This is a genomic window from Paenibacillus sp. FSL L8-0158, assembly GCF_038592965.1.
Taxonomy (GTDB): domain Bacteria; phylum Bacillota; class Bacilli; order Paenibacillales; family Paenibacillaceae; genus Paenibacillus; species Paenibacillus polymyxa_D.
Map to the genome: position 1 here is coordinate 3,278,393 of NZ_CP151949.1, position 19,966 is coordinate 3,298,358.

Annotated in this window: 17 protein-coding genes; 5 read left to right on the forward strand and 12 right to left on the reverse strand. The window is 48.1% G+C overall.

Annotation, left to right across the window (positions count from 1 at the left end):
• From mutL to NSQ68_RS14230, 5 genes are all read right to left on the reverse strand, one after another.
• On the reverse strand, nt 1-2,175 hold the full coding sequence (mutL, locus tag NSQ68_RS14210; protein ID WP_342426320.1) for a DNA mismatch repair endonuclease MutL: 2,175 nt from the start codon (nt 2,173-2,175) through the stop codon (nt 1-3).
• Nucleotides 2,176-2,238: 63 nt separating this feature from the next.
• On the reverse strand, nt 2,239-5,061 hold the full coding sequence (gene mutS / locus NSQ68_RS14215; RefSeq protein WP_342426321.1) for a DNA mismatch repair protein MutS: 2,823 nt from the start codon (nt 5,059-5,061) through the stop codon (nt 2,239-2,241).
• 111 nt (nt 5,062-5,172) lie between these two features.
• A complete protein-coding gene (locus NSQ68_RS14220) occupies nt 5,173-6,405 on the reverse strand; it encodes a hypothetical protein (protein ID WP_342426322.1) in 1,233 nt (410 codons plus the stop codon).
• Between the two features lie 133 nt (nt 6,406-6,538).
• The gene (locus NSQ68_RS14225; RefSeq protein WP_013310588.1) at nt 6,539-7,096 is read right to left on the reverse strand and encodes an outer spore coat protein CotE; all 558 of its coding nucleotides are present in this window, start codon (nt 7,094-7,096) and stop codon (nt 6,539-6,541) included.
• A 126-nt stretch (nt 7,097-7,222) separates the two neighbouring features.
• Nucleotides 7,223-8,119, reverse strand: a complete 897-nt coding sequence (locus tag NSQ68_RS14230; protein ID WP_029518123.1) for a LysR family transcriptional regulator — start codon at nt 8,117-8,119, stop codon at nt 7,223-7,225.
• Between the two features lie 115 nt (nt 8,120-8,234).
• Here NSQ68_RS14230 and NSQ68_RS14235 point away from each other — a divergent pair, with 115 nt between their 5' ends.
• On the forward strand, nt 8,235-9,551 hold the full coding sequence (locus NSQ68_RS14235; protein ID WP_342426323.1) for an amino acid permease: 1,317 nt from the start codon (nt 8,235-8,237) through the stop codon (nt 9,549-9,551).
• A gap of 21 nt (nt 9,552-9,572) precedes the next feature.
• On the opposite strand, the gene NSQ68_RS14240 is transcribed toward NSQ68_RS14235, so the two are convergent.
• From NSQ68_RS14240 to NSQ68_RS14260, 5 genes are all read right to left on the reverse strand, one after another.
• On the reverse strand, nt 9,573-10,529 hold the full coding sequence (locus NSQ68_RS14240) for an aromatic acid exporter family protein (RefSeq protein WP_029518125.1): 957 nt from the start codon (nt 10,527-10,529) through the stop codon (nt 9,573-9,575).
• 119 nt (nt 10,530-10,648) lie between these two features.
• The gene (locus tag NSQ68_RS14245; protein ID WP_342426324.1) at nt 10,649-11,482 is read right to left on the reverse strand and encodes an ABC transporter permease; all 834 of its coding nucleotides are present in this window, start codon (nt 11,480-11,482) and stop codon (nt 10,649-10,651) included.
• 8 nt (nt 11,483-11,490) lie between these two features.
• Nucleotides 11,491-12,303, reverse strand: coding sequence for an ABC transporter ATP-binding protein (locus NSQ68_RS14250; RefSeq protein ID WP_342426325.1), 813 nt, complete (start codon nt 12,301-12,303; stop codon nt 11,491-11,493).
• A complete protein-coding gene (locus NSQ68_RS14255; RefSeq protein WP_342426326.1) occupies nt 12,300-13,391 on the reverse strand; it encodes an ABC transporter substrate-binding protein in 1,092 nt (363 codons plus the stop codon). The genes NSQ68_RS14250 and NSQ68_RS14255 overlap by 4 nt, the downstream gene beginning before the upstream one ends.
• 127 nt (nt 13,392-13,518) lie before the next feature.
• A complete protein-coding gene (locus NSQ68_RS14260) occupies nt 13,519-15,036 on the reverse strand; it encodes a carboxypeptidase M32 (protein ID WP_342426327.1) in 1,518 nt (505 codons plus the stop codon).
• 173 nt (nt 15,037-15,209) lie between these two features.
• On the opposite strand from NSQ68_RS14260, the gene NSQ68_RS14265 reads away from it, so the two are divergent.
• The 4 genes from NSQ68_RS14265 to NSQ68_RS14280 all read left to right on the forward strand — a co-directional run bounded on the left by NSQ68_RS14265 (nt 15,210) and on the right by NSQ68_RS14280 (nt 17,487).
• Complete coding sequence (locus NSQ68_RS14265) at nt 15,210-15,773, forward strand: carbonic anhydrase (protein WP_029518130.1); 564 nt, start codon at nt 15,210-15,212, stop codon at nt 15,771-15,773.
• A gap of 250 nt (nt 15,774-16,023) precedes the next feature.
• Nucleotides 16,024-16,590 carry a PadR family transcriptional regulator gene (locus NSQ68_RS14270; RefSeq protein ID WP_307345862.1) on the forward strand — a complete coding sequence of 189 codons (567 nt, stop codon included), beginning with the start codon at nt 16,024-16,026 and terminating at the stop codon, nt 16,588-16,590.
• 159 nt (nt 16,591-16,749) lie between these two features.
• Complete coding sequence (locus NSQ68_RS14275; protein WP_029518131.1) at nt 16,750-17,205, forward strand: hypothetical protein; 456 nt, start codon at nt 16,750-16,752, stop codon at nt 17,203-17,205.
• 3 nt (nt 17,206-17,208) lie between these two features.
• Nucleotides 17,209-17,487, forward strand: a complete 279-nt coding sequence (locus NSQ68_RS14280; protein WP_013310599.1) for a YxcD family protein — start codon at nt 17,209-17,211, stop codon at nt 17,485-17,487.
• A gap of 143 nt (nt 17,488-17,630) precedes the next feature.
• Here the strand turns inward: NSQ68_RS14280 and NSQ68_RS14285 are convergent, their stop codons facing one another.
• Both NSQ68_RS14285 and NSQ68_RS14290 read right to left on the reverse strand, forming a co-directional pair.
• Nucleotides 17,631-18,545, reverse strand: a complete 915-nt coding sequence (locus NSQ68_RS14285) for an STM4011 family radical SAM protein (protein WP_342426328.1) — start codon at nt 18,543-18,545, stop codon at nt 17,631-17,633.
• A complete protein-coding gene (locus NSQ68_RS14290; RefSeq protein WP_342426329.1) occupies nt 18,542-19,963 on the reverse strand; it encodes an STM4012 family radical SAM protein in 1,422 nt (473 codons plus the stop codon). The genes NSQ68_RS14285 and NSQ68_RS14290 overlap by 4 nt, the downstream gene beginning before the upstream one ends.
• Between the last annotated feature and the right edge of the window lie 3 nt (nt 19,964-19,966).

Genomic DNA, 19,966 nt, shown 5'->3' on the forward strand with positions numbered 1-19,966 from the left:
TTACATTACTCTTTTAAACAGCTTCTCTAAATCATATGTGGAGAAGGAAACCACAATAGGTCGCCCATGAGGGCAAGTATATGGTTGTTTGCACGCTGCCAAACGCTCTAGCAGCACGATAGCCTGTCGGTCAGTCAGCTTCTGGTTTGCTTTAATCGAAGCCCGGCAGGAGCACATGATTGAGGCTGCTTCCCGCAGCTTTGCAAGATCAATGGCTCTTTCCTCCAGCACCCATCCGGCCATTTCCTCAATGACATCCGCTTCTTCCCCTTTGGGAAGCCAGTACGGGTAAGAGCTGACACGGAAGGTTTGACCGCCAAAATGCTCCAGATACACTCCCGCCTGTTCAAACCAGTGCAGCCTTGTTTTCAACTTTTCCGTTTCGGAAGGTGTAAAATCCAGTGTAATTGGCAGTAGCAGCTCCTGCGATACTGACTCGGGATTGCCGAATTTTTCATAATAAAATTCATAATTGACTCGTTCATGTGCGGCATGTTGATCAATTAAATACAAGCCTTGGTCGTTCTGCGCAATCAGATATGTCCCATGGTGCTGACCGATTAAATTCAGTTCAGGAAAAGTCGGCAGCTCTGAAACTTCTCCCGACACCGTTGCCAATTGCTCCGCATCCAGACGTTGCTGGCGCGGCTTCTGATCCGCGAAATGACGGGAATCCGTAGCTTGTCCTGCAATCGGCGGCATAGAAGATGGGTAAGCAGCAGAAGCAGCTGTTTCCTGTATCCCTCCGCTGTATAAGGTAGTTGTGCCTATTGCGGCACTACCTCCTTCGGACGACTGTACAGTCGTCCCATCAGGGAGCGGCACGTCCCCTCTAACTTCACTTCCGTTGATTTCATCCACAAAATCTGCATCCAGTTCATCATCACTAATACTTTTACCTGAAAGATTGCTTGCCCGTCCAATGGCTGAGAGGCTATCCCTGCTCGGACGTTGCTCACGCTCCTGGCTACCCCTGTTATTCTCTTCGTTCCTGTTCAAGTAATTGGATTGGCGCGGTACCTGGCTCTCCGGCGAAGTCACGGAAAGCGGCAACGCTCCCCCCCGGTCTTTGCCGGAAGGAGCATCCCCTTCTGCACCATTTCCTTTCGAGAAGTGAAACTGCTCCTGCACAAACGAGCCACTGTCCTTGCCACCGATCTCGCGCTTGACTGCCTTCGGAATCAGTACTTGCTGCCCTAAAACAGCTTTTACCGAATCTTCAACTAGCTGAAACAGTTCAGTTTCTTTACTGAACCTTACCTCCAGCTTGGCAGGATGAACGTTAACATCCACCAAAGAAGGATGCATTTCCAGTTGGATCACAGCCAGTGGAAAACGATTGATCGGCAACAAGGTATGATACGCCTTGAGCAACGCCTGATTAAGCCCATAGCTACGCACAAAACGTCCATTCACTACTGTCGAGATCGCATTGCGATTTGATCTGGTCCACTCTGGGCGACTGACATAGCCGCTAATTCGGTAATCCAGGCTCTCACCTTCCAGCAGCAGCATAGATTTCGCCGCAGAAGTTCCGTAAATAGCGGCAATCACCTGCAGCAAATCACCATTGCCCAGCGTTTGCAGCAATGTATTGCCATTATGCCGCAATGTGAAGGCCACTTCCGGGTGCGAAAGCGCCATTCGGTACAATACATCCGAAATGTGTCCCAGCTCGGTCTGGATTGTTTTCATATACTTCAGCCTTGCAGGTGTATTATAAAATAGCTCCCGTACGGTAAAATCCGTCCCTTGCCTACTAGCAGCATCTTCGTGAAGCAACAGCTTACCGCCCTCAATTACCAATTTACGGGCACGCCCGTCATCTCCGGCTGCTGTAAGCAACTCTACTTTCGATACAGCCGCAATACTTGGCAACGCCTCTCCCCGGAAGCCGAGACTTGTGATTTGAAACAGGTCGCGACCATGTCCAATTTTACTTGTCGCGTGCCGATAGAATGCCGTTTCCACGTCTTCAGGCTCAATGCCACTTCCATTATCCGTCACCCGGATACTTTGCAAACCGCCCTCTTCTACCCATACGTCCACCCGCGTACCGCCTGCATCAATCGCATTTTCCACCAGTTCCTTCACGACGGAGGCTGGACGCTCCACGACCTCACCGGCAGCAATCTGGTTCGCAATATGTTCATCCAGTACCCGAATTTTAGACATCCTTTTAACCTCCTCCTGACTTCAAAGTGTGATGAAAAATAAGAATAATGTCACTTATTTTAACTACAGGCCATTGGCCTTATTTTTTAGATCATTTAATAGCTGCATTGCCTGTAAAGGAGTCATATTCATGACATCAGCATTTTTCACCTTGCGCAAAATTTGGCGCACAATTGGATTCGTCTCTACTGTCTCTGCTTGGGGCTTGGAGGTGGCAAGCTCCTGCTCTCCAAAAATGGACAGCTGTACCACTTCGGTTGCTCCTTGCTCCAACCTGCTGGAATCCTCCACAGTCTGTAGAGTATCTTCTTCTTTTACCAGAGTCGCCTGCTGTGATAAAGACTGAGTTGATGATGCAGTTTCTCCGCTTTCTCGCAATGTCTGGCCTGAATTATATCCGGTCAAAGAAGAAATATCCTCTGTCCCTGAAACTGTACGAAGATCAGTCCCTTCCTTCCCTCCTACTACTGTCTCAGTACCTGCTGTTACTTGAGCCGCTGCCTGTTCAAAACCATTCAGCAGTCCATTCGCTCGCTCAATAATGTTATTGGGCAAGCCTGCAAGCCGAGCACAATAAATACCATAGCTACTGCTAGCTGCTCCCGGTATGAGCTTGCGCAGGAAATTCACCTTGTCGCCGCTTTCCTGCACGGCCATAGAGTAATTTCGCAGCGAAGACAGGCCTTGCTCCAAATGCGCCAGCTCATGGAAATGCGTGGATACCAGTGCCTTACAGCCGATCGTGTCATGCACAAATTCGATGACTGCCTGTGCAATTGCCATTCCTTCACTGGTAGACGTACCTCGTCCCAGTTCATCAATAATGATCAAGCTTCGCGGAGTTGCTTTGTCCGTCATTACTTGGATATCTGCCATTTCGACCATAAACGTACTCTGCCCGCCGATGAGATCATCCGCTGCGCCGATCCGTGTGAAAATGCGATCCAGCATCGACACCTTTGCACGTGCAGCAGGGACAAAGCAGCCAATTTGAGCCATAATTGCAATAAGTGCGACCTGACGCATATACGTACTTTTCCCAGCCATGTTCGGCCCGGTGATAAGTAGAATATGCGCATCCGCTTCCTCCAACACAGTGCTGTTGGCGATAAAACCGCCATCTTTCATTACGGCCTCCACCACGGGATGACGACCTTGCTCCACTACGAAATCATATCCTGTAGTCAGCTCAGGTTTCACGAATCCCCGTTCCGCGCTAACCGATGCCAGCGACTGATACACGTCAATTTCAGCCACTTGCTCTGCCAGCTTTTGCAAACGGGGAATTTCAGCGTTTAGTTTACTGCGAAGCTCGGAGAAAAGCGTGTACTCCAGATCAACCATTTTATCCTCGGCTTCCAGAATTAGAGATTCCTTTTCCTTCAACTCCGGTGTAATATACCGTTCCGCATTCGCCAACGTCTGTTTGCGTTCATATCGACCTTCTGGTAATGAAGCCAAATTGGATTTGGTCACCTCGATATAATAACCAAATACTTTGTTATATCCAATTTTAAGTGATCGAATGCCGGTTGCTGCACGTTCCTTGGCCTCTAGCTCAGCGATCCAACGCTTACCGTTGACACTCGCCTCGCGCAGTTCGTCCAGACGCTGATGGTAGCCTTCCTTAATAAGACCTCCATCCCTTACGGAAATCGGCGGTTCATCCGCCACCGCTTCCTCAATCAATGTACACAGGTCTGTACAGCTATCCAGCGTTTGTGCAATCCGTCTCAGCGTCTTCGAAGGAGATTCAGCACACAATTCGCGTAAAGAAGGAATTCGGGCCAACGACAGCTTGAGAGCGATCAGATCACGTGCATTAGCACTACCAAAGGCGATCCGCCCAACCAGACGCTCCAGATCGTAAATCTCTTTAAGCTGAGCACGTACATCCTCTCGGAAAATAAACTGGTGGTACAGCTTGTCCACCGCCTCCAAGCGTTCCTCAATAAGACTGCTGCTCAACAACGGCTTGTCGATCCAACGACGCAACAGACGCGCTCCCATGGAAGTCTCCGTGCGATCCAACAGCCACAGCAGCGAGCCTTTCTTGGAGCGTTCACGTACTGTCTCCACCAGTTCCAGATTCCTGCGGGTAAATGGATCCAGAATCATAAAATGGTTTGGCTCATATACCGAGATTTGGGTCAATTGGCCTAACGATCTTTTTTGCGTTTCATTCAAATAGGAAATCAGGCGAGATACGCACCGTCTGCGTTCCTCCGTAAGCCTTGCCCACGTGGCTTCGCCAAATTGATCCCGAACCAAATCATCCTTCGATTTGTCCCAGGCCGTATACACAACACGCCGTCCAACGGGGGACATGCGGGAAGTCACAAAATCGAGCAGATGACCATCCCCCAACATTTCGGACGGCTCATAAATGTTAATTTCATCTAGTAGCCATTCTTTCGAATCAGGCACAGAGGTCACATACAATTCACCTGTTGACAAGTCGCACGCCGCAAGCGCCAGCATCCCGTCCGTCTCTGTGACACATACCATGTAGTTGTTGGATTTATCACCCAGCACCTTGCCTTCCATTACTGTACCCGGGGTCACAACGCGGACAATATCCCGCCGCACCATCCCCTTCGTAGCTGAGGCTTCCTCCATTTGCTCACAGATGGCCACCTTATAACCTTTCTCAATGAGGCGCTGTATGTAATTTTCCGCTGAATGATAAGGCACGCCGCACATCGGAATTTTTTCCGTGGCGCCACCCTCACGACCTGTAAGTGTAATTTCCAGCTCCTTGGATGCAAGAATTGCATCATCGAAAAACATCTCGTAAAAATCTCCCAGACGGAAAAACAAAAATGCATCTTTAGCCTGCTCTTTTATGGATAAATACTGCTCAATCATCGGTGTATATTTGGACATACCGTTTACTAACCCCCACACTTTGTTCCGTTTAAACTTATAATTATCTCTCATTATATCAAAAATGACAGTCGATAACATGAAACCATTCCTGGTGTCGACACTTGAATTTTACGTAAGCTTCCAATAGGGGCGCAAATCCCGTGATTCATCCCACTGTTTCCCCTTGCGGAGGCTGTCCAGCAATGGCGCTACATAAGCTTCATATCGCGAGTATATTTCCAGTGAAACCATATCCAAAATAAGAGGTTCCATATACTCCTTGAGCACAAATTGATTTCCTTCATAAAAGGCTCTGTGAGCCTCCTCCTCACCCAGCGGCCTACGCTGCAAACGCGGATATTGAGTAGCAATGAGAAACGCCATTCCAATCACACCTTTCGCTAGCTGTGGCGAGATAAGAAAACTGGGCAGTGTACGATATTCAAAGCCTCCATACGACTGACGGCGAAAATCACCCAAATTGCCATAATGCGGTCTGCGCCGGGCTGCACGCTTGTCTTCCAGTAGCGCCAAAGGCAGTGCCAAATAGTTATCCAGTGCCCGGAGCAAGGCACCGTTTAGCGCAACCCCGCTGAAATGCAGATGTCCGCCCAGTGGAAAACCCGGTTGCGGCATCCCCCCCGCCTGCCAGATGAGTGTGCGGTCGGTAATGCGCCGGGCTGCGGTTGCAAAAGCTTGGCGCAGGTGCTTCAGCAGACGGTCCGGATCTCCACTCGGAGCAGGACGAAGCTCAGCGACTGGATACAGCGTTCGTCCTCGACGCGTAACAGCATCGCAGCCGGCTATGCCGAGACGCCCCAAATATCTCGAGGCCGGAACGACCCGTCCCTCTGGCATACGAATCAGTACAAATTCAGGGTCCATTCCGATGAGTAGTCGATCTCTCCCTCGTTCCACTGAAAGATTCTCACCCTCAACATCTCCTTCGCGCGCAGCAATTTCATATAGCGTGGCCAAACGTCTATCGTTTAGCCATGGCTGTGCCGAGACTTCGCGCACCTGACAGCTGCGCTCCCCCAGCGGCGTCAGTATCACCTCACCACTGTCCAAACCCAGTGTATACAACGCACGTACAGCTAGCCGCTCCATCCGGACATAGAGCGGTGAATGTTGATCCAGTTCAGACAGATCGTATGCGCGGACTTTGGAAGGGCCTTCAATGGCACGCCTACGAATCTCCAACACTCGCAGTTGATGGATTTGCACTGCGTAGCCTATCGCAAAATCTGCTATACTGCTATCCACCCACTGCACCGCTATGCCTGAACGCTCCAGTCTACGCTTTTTTTCATCATTTGGCATCTGCCTGAAGCGTATGAGCGCCTGTCCTGGCTGCTGCATTATATCCCCCCTACGGACTACGTACGGATTTCAATCCAATTTCAACCCGCAACAACAAAAAAGGAGGGCCTTTGCCCCCTGCGCAGAATCAGCCGGCGCAAGAGTAAAGCGGCCCTCTTTTTGGTTACTTCTGTCAGAGCTCGTCGTCAATGAGGTCGGGGTCGAGCTCCTCATAGTCCCCCTCTTCCGCTCCAAAATCAAAGTCTTTGTCAAAATCATCGCTGCTGCCATTCGGGAATACTTCTACAACAATCTTCGTTTCCGCCACCAGCTCCACCGCAAATTCCCGCTCGACCCGGATCATTACGCTGCCACCTCCAGAAGACACACTGGCCTCGACACAACTCGGCTCCTGTGTAGCTTCGGCGGATACTTCCACTGTTGACGCCCGGTGCTTCGGATCAAGATACGAGAGCGGCACATTTTCTACGTACGACACCGTTTCCTTAGCCACATCGGTCTGCGAGTTTTTATCGTATGAGTACCAAATATTGATATCATACGTCCCGACGACCTCAATGCCGTCCCCCGCCGCCACAGCTTCATACTGGTGGTTAATAATCCATGCCCCTAAAATGCTCGTCGGATTATTCGGCGGAGTTACGGTATGGGTTACGGTAGAGAATCTGCGACCTTTACCACAGATCGCTTTGGTAATAATCTCTCTACGATTTTTATGACTTAATGCCATTCTTGAACCTCCTCCATACAATCAATCATTCCATACATATGTATGCAGGTTGTGGGCGAATGTTGAGTGAATAGGCGAAAAGGAAAAAATATTATTTGTATAAGCATATGCCGCGATGGCTTGAACTCATGCACGCCAATGTGTTACATGCTGCTCAACGATCTGTAAAAATTCGCTAAGAGCCGGGGATTTCCACTTTTTCGTGTGATAAGCGACCTGAGTAGCCACCTGCTGTTCACTGTCATCCCAGGCTAAACGCGCCATTTTACCTTCTCGCAGCTCATTTTGTACCGTTACTAGCGGGAGCAACGCAATACCCAGCCCAGCCATGACACACTGCTTGATGGCTTCAATACTCCAAAATTCCAGGCTAGGGTCTGAAAAAATACCGTGTTTATTCAAATACTGCTCAAAAAGGATACGATACGTACATCCTGCCTCTGTATGCAAAATGGTTTCATCCTTCAAGTCGGCAGGCTCTACCTGGGTATAGGTAACCAGTGAATGCTCAAGTGGCGCAACCAAGGCCATCGGCTCGTGAATAAGCGTGGTGACATTGAGTTCTCTATCCTCTGTCTCGGGCTGAAGCAAAAAAGCCAAATCCAGCTCACCGGAACGGATCAAATCGCGTAATTCCCAGCATTCGCCGGGTTTGAGGACAATTTTAACCTTCGGATACCGTTCCCTGTACTCACGGATCAGACTCGGTAGACGAAAAGCGGCCAGAGATTCTGGTGCTCCTATTTTCAGTGTGCCCGCCAATTCCGTTTCTGAACGAAGCGCATCCTTAGCCATAGCATGCATCTTGGAAATTTCCTGGGCATAGGGGAGTAGACGTCGTCCGGCATCCGTCAACATGATTTTCTTGCCGATGCGATCAAAAAGCGGCGTACCCAACTCTGTCTCCAGCGTTTGAATTTGAGCAGTGATACTCGACTGTGCATAATCCAGTATACGCGCTGCTCGCGTAAAACTGCCTGCCTCAACTACATTTAAAAAGGTAAACAAATGCCGCGATTCCATAATCCGCTCCTTCAATCGGTTTTTTCGATGCAAGCCATCGTTATATTCCGTTTTTCCGATAGATCGATTATCTGATAAGCTGGAGAAAATAACAAGAGAAAGAAGGCTTTTCTGCATGACAAATGAAAGTAAACTTCAATCCACCATTGGCCTTCCACAGGCCATTGCGCTCTATATCGGGGCTGTACTGGGTTCGGGGATATTGATCGTGCCTGGTCTTGCTGCCCAAATGGCGGGGCCGGCATCGCTGCTGGCATGGGGCTTTATGACCCTGCTCATCCTGCCAATGGCACTTTCCATGGGTCTTCTATCCGCCAAATTTCCGAATGCGGGCGGGGTATCGCATTTTGTCACGTTGGCCTTTTCACCACGTGCCGGTGCTTATATCGGGTGGTTTTTTCTCATGTCGGTTCCGATTGGGGCACCTGTTGCCGCACTCACCGGAGCAGGCTATATGACCGCAGCCATGGGCTGGGGAGAGGAAAGCCGCATGATGTTAGCCGCTGCTATGCTGGCGGTGGGCCTGATCATCAATTGGATCGGCATGAAGGTCGCGGGACGTATTCAGATCGCAGTCGTTATAGCTATCGTTGCCGTCCTTATATTCGCCATTGCCGCAGCACTTCCTCAGATGAAAACAGTCCACTTCACCCCGTATGTTCCGCATGGCTGGCTCTCCGTCGGTCAAGCGGCTGCGATTCTGTTTTGGTGCTTTATCGGTTGGGAGGCCGTGTCCCATATGTCAGAGGAATTCACTAATCCCCGGCGGGCGGCCGTTAGAGGTGTGACCATTGCAGCCGTCATTGTTGGTTTGCTTTATTTCTTAACTGCGCTGGCTACTGTGGGCACACAAAGTTACCTTGCAGGGGATTCGGATGCTTCGCTCGTATGGGTGATTAGTCGGGCTATTGGGCCATGGGGCGCGATAATTGCAGGCTTGACGGGTATCTTTATTTGTACCGCTACTATTATTACTTATGTGGGTGCCGCTTCACGTGTCGCTTATGCTTTATCCCGGCAAGGACAGGCCTTTCGCTGGATGGGCAGGTTATCGCAACGATTCCATACCCCTATCGGAGGCATTGCTTTTCTTAGCGTCTGCTTCGTGATCATTATGGTGTTGTACGGTAGTGGTACTGTTTCACTCACTAACCTGATCCAGTTCCCGAACGCCACCTTTATTCTCACCTATCTCGGCGGTTGTGCAGCAGGAATTAAGCTTCTACGTGGTAGTCGCTGGGGCGTTGCCATTAGTTGGATATCGTTTATCTCTACAGCGGTCGTTTTCCCCTTTGTCGGATGGGCTATGCTGTATCCTTGCCTGATCACCGCTGTCTTATGGATCACAGACCGAATTCGGCACAAACGGACTTTGACCCATCCGGCTTCTACTGTCACTGAACAAGAAAAGGCTACTGCCCGTCATGGATAGTAGCCGCTCAAGGCCTTTACTCTAATTTCTTACTGGAGTAGGGGCCTTGTCCTTTTTCGCAATTTTCAAATACTGATGAAGCTCATGTGTAAGCTGCAATAATGCCGAACGAATCTCAAATTCCTCCCGGGTTGCGGGAAGCTCCATTGCTTTAAATTCTTCACGAACCTGCTCCAGCAGCTTCTCGGTCTGTCCCGTATAATGTCCAGCCAAAACATCATTGCTAAGCTGGTCGAACAGCTCGGCCAGAAGCTTGGCCTGCGGCATATGCTGATACATTTGTGCGATCAACTGCATCATGTTTTGGATCGAATCCAGCTGTTCTTTTCGCATATAAAAATACACATTCCAGCCCTCCTGGGGACGAAGCATCTGATTTTCCAAGGAACGTCCCGCCTCAGTGACCCCTTTGGCTATCACGCTGTTCGCTTCAATAACTTCCTTGCCATCCCATATGTATGCTGGACTGCGCAGCGTATTGGCCATATTTCTGAATATAACAGAAAATGTCCGATCTACCTCCTGCCGAATTTGTTGCATGGTATTATCAGAACCCGGCATATAGGCTAAATTGACAATCATCGCGGAACCCAGTCCAATCACTAGCAGACCTAGCTGGGTCAGCAGTACCTCCATATCAATCACGCCGCCGCTGAATACGCGAAAAACCACGACCGAACCGGTGACAATCCCTTCTTTAAAGCCCACCCGTACAATGACTGGAAACGCCGTTAAAATATATAATGCCAGTACCCAATCATGGAATCCGAATACCACAAACAAAACACAAGCAAAAAGAAGCCCCACGACGGATGCAAAAAATCTCGCCGAAATAGTACGGAGACTTCTCTTGCGTGTGACATCCACCCCCAAAATCGCTAAAAGCCCTGCTGAGGTAGCACCATGAATGCCAAAACCCTCCGCAATAAGTACGGCCATTAATGCGGCAATAGCCGTTTTAATCGTACGAAAGCCCATGAAAAAATTCTGTCCTCTCTGGATGAAATCTGTTTTAACATTTTCATAAATTTTAAGTGTTTTCATTTTTCATGGTACTTTATTTTCACGTTTTACACAAATGTTCAGAACTTTTATTATTACCGATGAGGACGACCGAAAAGCAGACGATGCTCCACATACACGACCGCCTGATACATCAGAGTAGCTACGACAGCAATGATCAACAAACTGGACATAACCAGCGTGAAATTGAATACCTGAAAACCATAGATAATCAAATAGCCTAAGCCGTTTTTAGCCACCAGAAATTCACCAACAATCACGCCAACCCATGCCATACCCACATTCACTTTTAGTGTAGAGACAATTGCAGGAAAGGATGCAGGCAAAATCACCTTTTGAAACGTATCACGGCGTGATCCGCCAAACGTGCGAACCACTTTGATTAGATTCGAATCGACTTCCTGAAAGCTGTTGTATACGACTAGTGTCGTAATGATGACCGTAATGGAGAGGGTTGTCATTAGGATAGCAGTAAATCCCGCCCCAAACATAACGATAAAAATTGGACCTAGCGCCACCTTAGGCATACTGTTGAACACGACCATATAGGGGTCAAGCACCCTCGACAAAAACGGTGACCACCAAATAAGTACAGCCAGCAACGTACCTAACAGTGTACCGAGTAAAAACCCCGCCATCGTCTCTCCCACGGTGACACCTACATGTCCCCATAATTCACCACTGACCGCATCCTTACCGATCTGGGTGAAAATTTTGCTCGGATAGCTGAACAGCAGTACATCAATCCACTTCAATCGACCTGCAATTTCCCATAATACAAACAAAAGCAGTAAAATAGCTGTCTGTACCCCTGTCACTAACCATCGTTGTGAACGCCTGCTGCGTAAATACGCCTGATGTAGTCCTTGAATCCAACGTTGCTCAAGCTGATCCGCTTCGTCCTTCATACGTTAACTCACTCCTTTGCTCCCGAAGCCTCCAGTTCACCCCATATTTCATGAAAAAGCTCATTAAAACCCGGCTGCTCGCGTGCATAAAAAGGCTGAGCTTCTCGGATGCAACCCGGAATCTCGAAGGTACGTCGGACATGACCAGGATTTCGACCCATCACTATAATCCGGTCACTGACCGCAATGGCCTCGGCCAAATCATGTGTGACTAAAATAGCCGTCTTCCTCCGCTCGCGCAAGGTTTCCGCAATCAGATCTTCCAGCTGTAGCTTGGTTTGATAATCCAGCGCGGAGAACGGCTCATCCAGCAGCAGCAGTCCCGGATTAGTTGCCAGCGTCCGTACCAGCGCCACGCGCTGGCGCATTCCCCCAGACAACTGGGATGGATGCAGATGCTCCTTCCCTCCCAGACCCATGCCTTCAAGCAACAGCCGTGTCCGCTCACGCGCAGCTTCATCTACTCTGTTGGCTAGTTCCAGACCCAACAATGCGTTATCCATTATCGTCCGCCACGGGAACAGATAATCCTGCTGCAGCATGTAACCGACTTCTGGACTCGGCCCACTTACCCGCTGACCTTGCAACATAACTTGGCCTGCCGCTGGACGCAGTAGCCCTGCGATCATGGACAGGATCGTCGTTTTGCCGCAGCCGCTTGGGCCGACCAAGCTGACAAACTCCCCTGTCTCTACGGAAAAATCAATATTCTCAACCGCCAGCGAAGCTTCACGATCCGTTACATAGACATGCGTCACTTGCTCCAGTCTCACCATCGGGCTGGTCGCGTCCGAAGTTAGATCACTCCGTTCCTCCATCATGACGAACCTCCAGCGTCGACACCTGCATCCGTAGATTCAGTTGTGCTCTTTTTCACAGGCGGTTCAGTATTTCCGGTAGAGTTTGACGAAATCGCTTGTTGTGCTAAACTTGGGTTCACTAGCTTATCCAGTGCAACTGGACTTTTAAGCTCCCCTGCCGAGGTCATGACATCCTGTAAGTTCTTCCATTCCTTTTCCTCAATCATCGGGTTCAAAGCATAGGTACTCTGTTCCTTATATCGCTTGATACTACTCGTCAAAATAGCTAAATCTGTATCTTTAAAATAGGGCGTGATTGCTTCGGCAATCTGTTCAGGTGAATGCGTAGCAATCCACTGTTGTGCCCGATATACAGCATTTGTAAACCTCTGTGCAGCCTCGCTATTTGTCTTCAGGTAGCTTTGCTTAGCCATATATACCGTATACGGCAACTCGCCGCTCTCCACACCGATAGAGGCAACTACCCGCCCACGACCTGCCTTTTCAAAAATAGATGCCTGTGGCTCAAACAGCTGTACATAATCCCCTGTACCCGAGCCGAAAGCAGAAGCAACATTAGCAAAATCAATATTTTGAATCAGCTTCAGATCCTTATGAGGATCAATGCCGTGTTTGCGAAGCGTAAATTCAAGTGACATTTGCGGCATTCCGCCCTTGCGTTGCCCCAGAAAATTTTGTTCTTTCAGCTTTTCCCATACAAAGTTATCCTGCGTTTGGCGGGCAAACAAAAAGGTTCCATCCTTCTGTGTCAGTTGGGCAAAATTAATGATAGGGTCCTCTGCTCCTTGCTGATACACATAAATAGATGTTTCCGCGCCGATGAGCGCGATATCCGCCTGATTGGACAACAACGCCGTCATCGCCTTGTCACCCCCGGGAATCGTTGCCAATTGGACATCCAGTCCCTCCTGAGCAAACATTCCTTGGCTCAAGGCTACATACTGCGGCGCATAAAAGACCGTACGGGCTACCTCGCCTAGTCTGATCTCAATCGTCTGCTCCCCTCCTTTAGGGGTGCATCCACTGAGCAACAGTAATCCGAGTAGTGCCGCAGCCACCACAGCTTTGCAACGAGCGCCGTTTTTCATCCTTGTTCCCTCCCCACCTTTTTACATCGGTTGACTTCATATATTGTTATGCGGTTGTCGATATATTGGTTAATTGCAAAAAAAAAACCCACGTTCGCCCGGGAACGTGGGGGAAATGCTATATGATTTACAGCTTGTATATAGAGGTATATTTCTTTTCCAGGTAGTCGGCGAGATAATCCGGGTTCAGATCCTCACCTGTAATGGCTACAATCAACTCGGAAGGCGTCCGACTCTTGCCGTAACGGTAAATACGTTCGGTCAGCCATTGTTTGATCGGCTCAAGTTCTCCAGCAGCAATTAAGTCATCCAGATTTGGCAACTCTTTGTGTAATGTCGCCAAAATTTGTGCTGCATACATATTGCCAAGCGAGTAAGAAGCAAAATAGCCAAAATCACCACCGGACCAGTGAACGTCTTGAAGTACGCCCAGTCCATCATTCGGTGGAAGTAACCCCAGGTATTCCTTATATTTCGCATTCCACACCTCAGGGAGACGCTTCACATCCAGCTTTTCATTAAACAACATTTTTTCAATTTCATAACGGATAATGATATGTAAATTATATGTTAGCTCATCCGCTTCAATACGAATCAGTGAATTTTCCACACGGTTGACTGCCCGGTAGAATTGCTCTGCCGTAACCTTTGCCAAACGATCAGGAAAATGCTTTTGCAAATCATCGTAATACCGATCCCAGAAAGCACGACTGCGTCCGATTTTATTTTCCCACAAGCGGGACTGGGATTCATGAATCCCCATAGAGGTTCCTCCCGACAGTAGTGATCCTGCTAGCTCAGGAGCAATATTTTGTTCGTACAGCGCATGGCCTCCTTCATGCAACGAACTGAAAATAGCACTGGTTACATCATCTTGCAGATAATGTGTTGTTATACGCACATCACCTGGATTTAATCCTGTTGCGAAAGGATGTACGCTCTCATCCAAGCGACCTGCGTCAAAGTCATACCCCATCTGACCTAAAATGAACAGGCTGAACTTCTCCTGCTGCTTCACATCAAACACACCATCTAAAAAGCTCTTATCTGGCTGATTCGGTGAAGCCTGAATTTTAGACAATAGTGGCACAAGGCGCTTTTTGAGACGATCAAACACAGCATCCAGTTTTTCAACCGTCATCCCCGGCTCATATTGATCCAAAAGCGTGTCATAATCGGTATCCTTAACCCCCCAGTAGCCGATAAATTCACGCTTCATGTCTACGATTTTAGACAAGTAGGGTTCAAATCCGGCAAAATCGCTATGTTCCTTTGCGTCCTCCCACTTGCTCTCTGCCTGCGCTGCGAGAATGCTATAATCCCGGTATCGGTCTGCCGGAACCGAACGATTCAGGTCATAATTTTTACGGCATTCCTCCACCAATCTGCGATCATTGTCCTCCAGTTGCTCCAGCTTGTCTTCTGTGGCAAAAAATTGCAGCAATTGTCCCATTTCATCCGAGATCATCAGCTTGAACATTTCAGTGGACAGCATACCCAACGTCTCCGACCGAATGTCAACACCCTTGCGCGGAGCACCAGTTCGTAAATCCCAGTGCAGCAGACCTACTGCTTCGCCATAACTACTGATTTTGTGTGAAAGCTCCTTTAAAGCCGTCAATTGATCCAACGTCTGTTGCGCCATATTTGAGGTCACCTCTTTAACTTAAAATGGATAAAACTTTACAATACCTATACTTGATGATACTTATATTAAAAAGTATAATCAACACACAACATGTACGACCAGCTCCTAAGACCTAAAATAAACGTTGGGCTGTACATATCAAACTTTAATAGAATCTGGAGGGAACAATCGTGAATCACATCAAAGAAATTTTAGAGTACAATCGTGTTTTCGTAGAAAACAAAGAATACGAGGCCTATAGAACGGGCAAGTTCCCCAATAAAAAAATGGTCATTATCACTTGTATGGATACACGGCTAACGGAGTTACTCCCGAAAGCCATGAACTTGCGCAACGGTGATGTAAAAATTATCAAAAATGCGGGTGCGATTATTTCACAACCCTTTGGAAGTGTAATGCGCAGTGTGCTAGTCGCCCTGTATGAGCTGGGAGCAGACGAAGTAGTCGTTGTAGGTCATTATGAGTGTGGCATGGCTGCATTAAATGCAGACCACATGGTCAATGAAATGCTCGATCGCGGAATTTCTCAGGAAGTGCTGAATACATTAGAAAATTCAGGAATTAAGCTAAATAAATGGTTAAAAGGTTTTGACAACATCGAAGAAGGGGTAAGAACTACCGTGAAGCTTATTAAAAATCACCCGCTTCTCCCTCCTAATGCCCCCGTTCACGGCATGGTTATTCATCCAGATACAGGAGCGTTGACACTTCTCGTTGATGGGAATGAACAGTAAATAGAATACGCTTCGGCAGAAGGTTACCAAGGTAGTTTAAGCTCGTGAGTACGAGCTTAAACTACCTTTTTTATGAAAAAAAGCGCATATACGTGGAGAATGACAGGAGCCAATTTTGGCTAACCTGTGAACGACCTGACTGAAAGTTGTCAAACCATACAGTTTCAGTGTACACTTTTCATGAAGCTGCAGAATACCTGCCGCAGTGCTGTTACAACCGTTACTATGATGGATGAAGGAGATAAGATCTATGAATTTACTATCGTATGGTCTGTTGGGGCTTCTCGCAAGAGAGGAATCCTCCGGCTATGATCTGATGTTGCGTATCCAGCCTTTTTGGCAGGCCAAGCACAGTCAGATCTATCCGCTACTGGCCCGTATGGAGAGCAAGGAACTGCTAGCCTCCCGTTGGATTCAGCAGTCCGACAAGCCTGATAAGAAAATGTATACCATTACCGACAAGGGAATCCATATGCTTCAACAATGGTCCCAGGAAGCGTTAGCTGCTCCGGTTACACGGGATGAATTAAGTCTTCGACTGTTCTGTCTTTGGTTAACGGACAAAAGTAGTGCCAATCGTATGCTGGAGGAACGCAAACGTCATTTTATTCAGAAAATCCAGCATCTTGAGGATATCCTGAACGATATTCCCGCAGAGAATTTACATTTTGGCAGTAAGAACTTTGGTGACTATATTTTAGTACAAAAAGGACTTTTGAATGCTAAAGCAGGTCTGGAATGGTGCCAAATGGTTCTTCGCATGCTGCTTGCCGGTGATGTCAGTGCGGACACTAATCCGTTTTCACTTAAGCCGTAAAGCTGAATGCTTTTGCTATCCATGCATAGGATTTATGGGACGTTATTATTTAATTTTTTAAAAATTAAAATTCTTTGAAACCCTTTTCCATGCCATTCGTATTACTGGTAAGCGGTTGTTTGACCTATAAAACATTTTACTAAGGGGGATTATATTTACATGAAAAAAACATTCACTTTGAAAAATATGATGATGCTGATGATGGCTTTTACCCTACTCATTGCTATGATCGCACCATCTACAGCTGATGCAAGGCGAGGCGGCGGGTTTAAATCCGGGCCTAAATCATACCAATCTACACCAAGCAAGGCGAGTGACAGCAATGGCATTAATAAGTCAGATAGCGGAACCAAGTCAGGGGCTACTGCTGGTAATACAAACAGAACTGGTGGATTCCTTGGCGGTGGCGGCGGATTCCTGAAGGGTATGATGCTAGGCGGTTTGGCAGGTATGCTCTTCGGTGGATTGTTCGGCAACATGGGCGCATTGGGCAGCTTGCTTGGCCTTGCCGTTAACGTTCTTGCCATTTACGTCCTGATCATGGTCGGAGTAGGTATCTACCGTGCTATTAAAAATCGTCGCAGACCAGATGATTCCCGCGGAGGACGTTACTAAGCTATGATTTTGAGTATGGATGAGATTGTCAACGCTATTTGCTTGCATATGGCTGAACGTAAAGGTGTCCAGCCCACGGATGTGACAGTAGAACTAAGCTGGGAAGAGGATACAGGTTATTCAGCAGAAGTCCATGTACAGGGCCGCAGTCAATATCTGGTGGAAGCCAATATGATTGAAGCCATTCTGAGATACCTATATTCCGAATACAATATTCGTGCCTATCGCGAACAAATCAGGTTGGATCTGGATGAAGAAATTACTGCTATTGTCCAAACTTGATTATTTCGCATAGAACAGTCGTATAGAGTTATTATCAACAAAAGAACCGACCTTTGCTTGATGGCAAGGGTCGGTTTTTTGTTGATCGTTTCTCTAATAGATCAAGGTGCTATAGTATTACATATAGAAGTGGACAACCCTTGTTATATGGATTCATTATCTCTATGAACAGCCTGTCTGCTAAATGATGGAACCGGAGATACCTGTACTTGCGGCACTCTTTCGAGTAAGCCACTACCGTACATTTCCCGAAATGGCTGCTCTTCCATATGAATATAGCCGATATAGCAGCCGCATTCTTTCATCCGGCACGGACGTTTGCCACTCAGACCCTCAAGACCATCCCTATATAAATGTCCAAGTACCCGTCGATCCTGATAGCAGTGTTTTACTCTTCCGTCACCCTGGACATAAAATACATCTTCACCGGCGCGACATGCCCGTCCCTGACTGCTATAATCCTTTAAATTCCATTGAAAATAGGGGTCGATCGCAGTTAATTCAGTAACTTCAGCATCTGTATAATAATGGGGTCGATCCTTGTAGGCGTTGATCCACAAATAAACATCCGTTGGAAGTTGCGATCTTAAGGAACGAATAGCTGGGAATGCTTGTCTTAACCCGACGGTACCGACACTATAGGAAATACCAAGTTCATATAGCTTCATAGCCTGCGATATAAAAACTTGCTCTTTCGTCTCTCCAGGGTGATATGTAGCCCACAGCGCAGCAGTCTCCGCGTTCAGTTCTTTCGTCCAATCCAGCTTAGTCGAGAGATTCGTCTGTACCGCCACTTTTTCCACATGCGCCATGTGGGAAAACTCAATCATGGTCTTGCGATACCAGGAATGAATCAAGGCTTCTCCATACGGATTAAAAAAAATAGAGAGACGATGCCCCAAAGCGCCCTGTTCCCGTACCCAATCAGCAAAACGTTCCAACTGGGCCCGATCCTTGTTCAACGTTTCCCGACTATCAATGTTTTTACTGAACGGGCAATAAGGGCAAGCATAGTTGCACGAGGTCAACGAACCACGATAATATAAGGTCGCTCTCATGCTCCTACATATCCTTCCATGCGCTCACGTACTGACGTGGAGATCATCCAGTCCCCAATCGCATCGGAATAGGCCATTCCTTCCTCTGTAAGTCGCAGCAGCGTACCCTCCTCGACGACAGCCATACCAGATTCCAGCAGCAACGACATTCCTGTAAAATCGTCCGACAGGGATACACCGAAGCGCTCTGCATAGGCCGATAGCTCCAAACCTTCCCGATGAAGAAGCGCCTTCAGGATAAAGCGCCGCTTACTCTCATCCTGATTTAAAATAAAGCCGTAGTCAGCCAGATCATGACGTTCCGCATCAACATAATCTGCGATAATGCTACGCGTAGCTGCTGCACTAACCCCATAACGGCTGGCATAGTGGACATTGCGTGTATAGGAGCGTGCACCACACCCCAGACCAGCCATACCTTCCTCCTGGCAACTGTAGGGCAAAAGCTCTTTGCTGGATATATCATCATTTTTAGCAAAACGGCGCATGGAATATTGTACATATCCTGCTTGTTTGAGCCGTTCGCGCGCCACTTCATACAAGCTAAGGCGAATATCATGATCCAGCCCGGTATAGCCTGGCTTTAAAATCGTATTTTCTCGAATATATAACGGATAAAGAAATATCTCTCCTGGCGAGTAAGACAGGGCTTCCTCTAAAGAATACAGCCAGGTTTCCACCGTTTGACCAGGCAAGCCATAGATCAGATCCACGTTCAGCAAAGGAAAGTTGTATTCCACCAGCCGCTCAAGTGCTTCTCTAACAAGTTTGGGCTTCTGAGGTCGGTATATGGCGGCACTTTCTGATTCCACGAAGCTCTGAATTCCTATGCTGACACGATCTGTCCCGCGGCGCTTGAGCACCTCCAACCTGTCCTCAGTCACAGTATCGGGAGAGGTTTCCACCGAAATAGAAGCTCGCTTAGGGTCCAGTCCCATAATATTTTCCGCAATGTCAAACAAGCGCTCCACCAAAGGAGCCTCCAGTAAGGTCGGTGTACCGCCGCCGATCGCAAAACGTGAAAAAGGCCGACGACCCATAATGGGTGCCCACTGCTTGGCTTGTCTTTCTAGCGCATCCACATACTCCTTATGTACATCCAGACGCTTGTCCGGCAAAGTGAACAGGTTACAAAATCCACAGCGAGCCGCACAAAATGGAATATGCATATACAAAAAATAGCTTTCTAACTCCTCCTTCTCCCACAACTCTTGTAATGAGAGTGGTGTATCAAACGGACGATAGGCCGTTTTATGCGGGTAAGAGTACAGATAGGAGCGGTAAGGAGCTTCACGGATTGTGCGTGCCCATTCAGCAGGAGTTTCAGGCCACTGAAACCTAGACGGTGCTAAGTTTGTGTCTATCTCCGGGGCTGGCGCACCCGTTGGATGCGAGTGATTCAGATTCATGGCTTTCATTTC

Excerpts from the sequence above, each read along its gene's own strand:
- NSQ68_RS14220 (WP_342426322.1), bottom strand. The coding sequence starts at position 6,405 with ATGCAGCAGCCAGGACAGGCGCTCATACGCTTCAGGCAGATGCCAAAT.
- mutL (WP_342426320.1), bottom strand. The coding sequence starts at position 2,175 with ATGTCTAAAATTCGGGTACTGGATGAACATATTGCGAACCAGATTGCT.
- NSQ68_RS14245 (WP_342426324.1), bottom strand. The coding sequence starts at position 11,482 with ATGAAGGACGAAGCGGATCAGCTTGAGCAACGTTGGATTCAAGGACTA.
- NSQ68_RS14255 (WP_342426326.1), bottom strand. The coding sequence starts at position 13,391 with ATGAAAAACGGCGCTCGTTGCAAAGCTGTGGTGGCTGCGGCACTACTC.
- NSQ68_RS14275 (WP_029518131.1), top strand. The coding sequence starts at position 16,750 with ATGAAAAAAACATTCACTTTGAAAAATATGATGATGCTGATGATGGCT.
- NSQ68_RS14290 (WP_342426329.1), bottom strand. The coding sequence starts at position 19,963 with ATGAAAGCCATGAATCTGAATCACTCGCATCCAACGGGTGCGCCAGCC.
- NSQ68_RS14285 (WP_342426328.1), bottom strand. The coding sequence starts at position 18,545 with ATGAGAGCGACCTTATATTATCGTGGTTCGTTGACCTCGTGCAACTAT.
- NSQ68_RS14270 (WP_307345862.1), top strand. The coding sequence starts at position 16,024 with ATGAATTTACTATCGTATGGTCTGTTGGGGCTTCTCGCAAGAGAGGAA.
- NSQ68_RS14260 (WP_342426327.1), bottom strand. The coding sequence starts at position 15,036 with ATGGCGCAACAGACGTTGGATCAATTGACGGCTTTAAAGGAGCTTTCA.
- NSQ68_RS14280 (WP_013310599.1), top strand. The coding sequence starts at position 17,209 with ATGATTTTGAGTATGGATGAGATTGTCAACGCTATTTGCTTGCATATG.
- mutS (WP_342426321.1), bottom strand. The coding sequence starts at position 5,061 with ATGTCCAAATATACACCGATGATTGAGCAGTATTTATCCATAAAAGAG.
- NSQ68_RS14250 (WP_342426325.1), bottom strand. The coding sequence starts at position 12,303 with ATGATGGAGGAACGGAGTGATCTAACTTCGGACGCGACCAGCCCGATG.
- NSQ68_RS14225 (WP_013310588.1), bottom strand. The coding sequence starts at position 7,096 with ATGGCATTAAGTCATAAAAATCGTAGAGAGATTATTACCAAAGCGATC.
- NSQ68_RS14235 (WP_342426323.1), top strand. The coding sequence starts at position 8,235 with ATGACAAATGAAAGTAAACTTCAATCCACCATTGGCCTTCCACAGGCC.
- NSQ68_RS14230 (WP_029518123.1), bottom strand. The coding sequence starts at position 8,119 with ATGGAATCGCGGCATTTGTTTACCTTTTTAAATGTAGTTGAGGCAGGC.
- NSQ68_RS14240 (WP_029518125.1), bottom strand. The coding sequence starts at position 10,529 with ATGGGCTTTCGTACGATTAAAACGGCTATTGCCGCATTAATGGCCGTA.